Annotated in this window: 5 protein-coding genes; all 5 read right to left on the reverse strand. The window is 40.9% G+C overall.

Going from position 1 to position 2,588, the window contains the following annotated elements; all coding sequences use genetic code 11:
* On the reverse strand, window positions 1-61 hold a 61-nt coding region (locus tag J582_RS27415; protein ID WP_228131713.1), incomplete at its 3' end, for a hypothetical protein.
* Window positions 62-342: 281 nt separating this feature from the next.
* The gene (locus J582_RS24505) at window positions 343-1,089 is read right to left on the reverse strand and encodes an ATP-binding protein (protein WP_032048830.1); all 747 of its coding nucleotides are present in this window, start codon (window positions 1,087-1,089) and stop codon (window positions 343-345) included.
* A gap of 10 nt (window positions 1,090-1,099) precedes the next feature.
* Window positions 1,100-1,672: a DUF1376 domain-containing protein gene (locus J582_RS24510; RefSeq protein ID WP_032048831.1), complete on the reverse strand. Its 573-nt coding sequence runs from the start codon at window positions 1,670-1,672 to the stop codon at window positions 1,100-1,102.
* A gap of 68 nt (window positions 1,673-1,740) precedes the next feature.
* On the reverse strand, window positions 1,741-1,989 hold the full coding sequence (locus J582_RS24515; protein WP_004895356.1) for a hypothetical protein: 249 nt from the start codon (window positions 1,987-1,989) through the stop codon (window positions 1,741-1,743).
* Window positions 1,982-2,588, reverse strand: a 607-nt coding sequence (locus J582_RS24520) for a site-specific integrase (RefSeq protein WP_032048832.1), incomplete at its 5' end; no start/stop codon positions are given. The genes J582_RS24515 and J582_RS24520, both read right to left, overlap by 8 nt.

Genomic DNA, 2,588 nt, shown 5'->3' on the forward strand with positions numbered 1-2,588 from the left:
CTTTACTCGTGCCTAAATAACGACTGTCGCCATGTGTCGGTATAAACCAAAAAATTTTCATCGTAACCCCTGCTTGTAAGCTCAAAAATTGATTAAGATAACTCGCCTTCGGTCGTCTTTGCGTAAGTCCTATTAATAAGTACGCTATTCGGTAGTAATTATTTTGATACCGGTAATTCATTAATGAACTTTATGATTTTCAACATAAAATGATAGGATTTCCTCTCTTTTTCTAGAATTTTTCTGTCTATATTTTAGAGAATAAAGTTGAGATTTTTAGAAATTAATTATAAAAAATGCCAATTATATCAATAATATAATTGGCGGTAGTAAAGACTTCTTTTATCCGGTGATGCGTCTATCATCCCAATAACACGGTACTACAATCAAATTGTTTTCATGTAATCGTGACCATAATCGGACACCTAAATCTCGCTGCATATTTTGGACTGTGAAATTGGAAATCAGCAGAGTAGATTTCATGTTGTCATAACGGCTATATAAGACCTTATGCACCATCTCCAGGCGTTTTTCATGCCGGTCATGCAGGCCATATTCATCAATCACCAATAAATCAAAACTGGAGAAATGGTCGATGACTTCTTTCTCAGAGCGTGAAGCATCTGACCAGGTATCCATCATTTTTTGAGCAATTTCTGCGCTGGTATAGTAGCGTGCAGATTTTGTACTGTTATGCAGAATGTTGCGAATGATTGACGCACTCAGATGAGTCTTTCCTGTACCCGGTGTACCAATGAGCAGTAGGTTTGGATAATGGTCAGAAATAATCTGCTGTGCAAAAGCCTGACATAGTTTGATGGCATTGTCTTGTGCAGGACATGCAACTACATAATTCTTGAAGCCACGATCCAGGTAACGTTTATTGAGCCCTGAGTTTTTGATTTTCTGTTGTAGCAATCGCTGTTGCAACTCATCTGCATAGGCTGCATGTGAGTGATGGACGGTTTCTTTGGCACACAATTTACATAGCTTGTGACCAGCGATTTCCATCAGGGGTATATGATGGGTAGGGCAAAGTGTTTCCGTTGTTTCTGCGCGAAACTGGAGTGTTTTAAGCATGGTATTCATGACTGATCTCCTAAATCCACTTTGAATTTTCTAAAAAACTCTCATTTTTTTCTTCAAAATTTGAAGATGAAGATGAAGATGAAGATGAAGATGAAGATGAAGATGAAGATGAAGATGAAGATGAAGATGAAGGGCATGATTCAAGCATGGCTTGAGTAATACTCGGGTTCTTCTCAGGAGCTGCTTGAGCATTTACTTTTCGTTGCTTGGTTGATGCTTGAGCATTACTAGCGGATTTCCCCCAACGTGCTTGAGCTGCATTTTTAGCTTTATCAGATTTCATTTGCTGATTTTGAAATGCCTGGCTTTTTAAACTGCTTAAGAAATTTGAATGAATCTGCTCAGACTCGACTTCAAACAATTCTAGGGCCATCAGCGTATTTAACAAAGTTTTAGCCTTGGTGTGCTGCGGTAATTTCGTGATGCTACATACAGTCGCTAGGTCGTGAGGAATGGCACCATTTTTCCAGAAATCCATCATTAACAGCAGTGCCGCACCAATTTGTTCTGCTGTCATTCGTGCAAATTTTGCCTGTAAGTCGCCAATATAGAGTGGCATCCAAATTGAAATATCTTTATGCATGTGTTCACCTTTTTATAGGTATAAAGGGGCTAAGGTCATCGATTGAATGACCTTCTATGTTTGTTTTATTAGTGAGCTAGGCTCATTAACCGGAGACGGGCCTGTTGGGCCAAGTCATCGTAATGAGCTTGTCCTTCATCCAGCATTCGCTGTAACCAGAGTCTCAATGCTTGGTGGTCATCGAAGCATTTATTGATTTCCAGCAAAAAGGCCAGATTGTGCAGTTTGGGAATGTGTAGCTCATGGATTAATTCACGAGCGACCATATCTGCTTCAGGGCTGACGACCACACCACCAAAGAAAGCTTTACTATTCATGTGCAAGCTCCTCTGTATTTAGTTTTTCCAGCATGGCTTCAAATGCACTGCCATCGCGGCGCGTAACATTGGGGATGTAACGGCTATAGACCCGGAATAGCATTTCAGTGGTTGAATGTCCCAATTGACGTGCGATCCATTCCGGATTTTCTCCTGCCGATAGCCAAAGAGTTGCTGCTGTATGACGTGTTTGATAGGCTCTTCTGGACTTCAATCCTAGAAAGCGCAAGATCGGATGCCAGACACGTTTATTCACCAGACGATAATCGAGAGGTCCACCATCACGATTGCAGAAAACAAACTCTGATTTACCATTATTTAAGCTTTTCTGTTGGAGGAAGGCTTGGTAAACGCGGTCATTCATCTGGATCGTGCGGTCAGAACCATAAGTTTTGGTTCCACCAAGCACACCATTCACTAACGCTTCTCTGATATGGATTTCACGACGCTGTAAGTCGATATTTTTCCATTGCAGACCATCGATTTCACTGGTACGCATACCCGTAAAAAAGCGAATGGTGTAATAGGGACGGAAGTCTTCACGCACTGTGGTAAGAATTTTATGCACCTCTTCCAGAGAAAAAGGTGTGACTTCAATC

Source organism: Acinetobacter sp. 1566109, from assembly GCF_000582255.1.
Taxonomy (GTDB): Bacteria; Pseudomonadota; Gammaproteobacteria; order Pseudomonadales; family Moraxellaceae; genus Acinetobacter; species Acinetobacter nosocomialis.